General features: G+C 61.6%; 3 protein-coding genes. All 3 read left to right on the forward strand.

The features are described 5' to 3' along the window. The coding region (locus tag EN932_RS34070; RefSeq protein WP_128369437.1) for a 2Fe-2S iron-sulfur cluster-binding protein at positions 1-496 on the forward strand (496 nt) is incomplete at its 5' end. A gap of 71 nt (positions 497-567) precedes the next feature. Beyond that, positions 568-1,218 carry a glutathione S-transferase gene (locus tag EN932_RS34075; RefSeq protein WP_063168879.1) on the forward strand — a complete coding sequence of 217 codons (651 nt, stop codon included), beginning with the start codon at positions 568-570 and terminating at the stop codon, positions 1,216-1,218. Positions 1,219-1,276: 58 nt separating this feature from the next. Further along, positions 1,277-2,404 (forward strand): S-(hydroxymethyl)glutathione dehydrogenase/class III alcohol dehydrogenase, encoded by a 1,128-nt coding sequence (locus EN932_RS34080; protein WP_063172038.1) that lies wholly within the window; start codon positions 1,277-1,279, stop codon positions 2,402-2,404.

Raw genomic sequence — 2,404 nt, forward strand, 5'->3', positions numbered from 1 at the left:
GCTGAAGCATCTCGGCGATGCGCTGAAGCCGCATCTCGGCCTCTCGCCCGACGCGACCGGCGCCGAGCTTCGACAACTCCTCGCCGGTCATCGCAATGGCATGCATCTCTACATCTGCGGCCCGGGACCGATGCTGGAAGCCGCGCGCAAGATCGCGGCCGAGCAGGGCTGGCCGGATAGCGCCGTCCATTTCGAGTACTTCAAGAACACCAACAAGATCGACGACAGTTCGAGCTTCGAGGTCGCGCTGGCGCGCTCCTGCGTCACGCTTCAGGTGCCGGCGGGCAAGACGATCATGCAGGTCATGCGCGAAAGCGGCATCGATGTTCCGTCGTCTTGCGAGCAAGGCGCCTGCGGCACTTGCGTGGCGACGGTGATCGAGGGCGAACCGGACCATCAGGACGTCTACCTCAACGATGCCGAGAGGAAGGCCGGAACCAAGATCATGACCTGCGTTTCGCGCGCCAAATCGGCACGCCTCGTGCTGGACATCTAACTGTTTGTTTTACGCAATTCCGGACGGAAAACCGTTACACACATTTCCTGGAATTGCTTTAGGAGCTGCCGATGATCACGCTTTACGACTACGAACTGTCGGGCAATTGCTACAAGCTGCGGCTGCTGATGAGTTTTCTCGGCATCGACTACAAGACCGTGCCGGTCGACTTCTACCCCGGCCGCGAACACAAGTCGGAATGGTTCCTGAAACTCAATCCGCTTGGCCAGCTGCCGGTCATCGAGGATGAAGAGCTGATCTTGCGCGATGCCCAAGCGATCCTTGTCTATCTCGCCTCGAAATACGATCCGTCGGGCACCTGGTATCCGCGGGACAATCCCGCTCTGCTGGGCGAGATCAGCCAGTGGCTGGCCTTTGCAGACGGTATCACTTCGACGGCGTCGGCCGCCCGCCTGCACGATGCGCTGTTTTATGACTTCGATATCGATGCCGCGCGTGCCGGCGCGCATCGCCTTTTCCGTATCCTCGACGAGCATCTGTGGTTCGGCGAACAGCAGGGCCGCAACTGGATCTGTTCGGCCAGTCACCCGACCATCGCCGACATCGCCTGTTTTCCTTACATCATCCTGTCGGAGGAAGGCGGTGTTCCGCGCCAGGACTATCCGGCTATTCGGCGCTGGTGCGACCGTGTCAAGCGCATCAAGGGCTTCACCGTCATGTCGGGTGTGTTTCCCGCCGGCCCCGGCAAGATCGCCGCATAGTCTGATCATAAGCGCCGCGTTCTGGCCCGGCAAAATAGAGATTTGGGAGAGAAAAAGAATGAAAACCCGCGCCGCTGTCGCTGTCGCCGCCGGAAAGCCGCTGGAGATCATGGAGGTCGACCTCGAGGGCCCGCGCGAGGGCGAAGTGCTGGTCGAGATCAAGGCGACAGGCATTTGCCACACCGACGAATTCACACTGTCGGGCGCCGATCCGGAAGGTCTGTTTCCGGCCATCCTCGGCCATGAGGGCGCCGGCGTCGTCGTCGATGTCGGCAAGGGTGTCACCTCGCTCAAGAAGGGCGACCACGTCATCCCGCTCTATACGCCCGAATGCCGGCAGTGCCCGTCCTGCCTGTCGAGAAAGACGAACCTCTGCACGGCGATCCGCGCCACGCAGGGCCAGGGCCTCATGCCCGATGGTTCGTCGCGCTTCTCGATCGGCAAGGACAAGATCTTTCACTATATGGGCTGCTCGACCTTCTCCAACTTCACCGTGCTGCCCGAGATCGCACTGGCCAAGGTCAATCCCGACGCGCCCTTCGACAAGATCTGCTACATCGGCTGCGGCGTCACCACCGGCATCGGTGCCGTGATCAACACCGCCAAGGTCGAGATCGGCGCCACCGCGGTCGTCTTCGGCCTCGGCGGCATCGGCCTCAATGTCATCCAGGGCCTGAAGCTTGCCGGCGCCGACATGATCATCGGCGTCGATTTGAACAACGACAAGAAGGAGTGGGGCGAGCGCTTCGGCATGACGCATTTCGTCAATCCGAAGGAGATCGACGGCGATGTCGTGCCCTACCTCGTCAACATGACCAAGCGTGGCGCCGACCAGATCGGCGGCGCCGACTACACATTCGACTGCACGGGCAGCACCAAGGTCATGCGTCAGGCGCTCGAAGCCTCGCATCGCGGCTGGGGCAAGTCGGTGGTCATCGGCGTTGCCGGCGCCGGCCAGGAGATCTCGACCAGGCCGTTCCAGCTGGTCACCGGCCGCACCTGGATGGGCACCGCCTTCGGCGGCGCGCGCGGCCGCACCGATGTGCCGAAGATCGTCGACTGGTACATGGACGGCAAGATCCAAATCGACCCGATGATCACCCACACGCTCAAGCTCGAGGACATCAACAAGGGTTTCGATCTCATGCATGAGGGCAAATCGATCAGAAGCGTCGTGGTTTACTGA

Origin of the sequence: Mesorhizobium sp. M7A.F.Ca.US.002.01.1.1, from assembly GCF_004022955.1 — a bacterium.
In the GTDB taxonomy this organism is placed as follows: Bacteria; Pseudomonadota; Alphaproteobacteria; order Rhizobiales; family Rhizobiaceae; genus Mesorhizobium; species Mesorhizobium ciceri.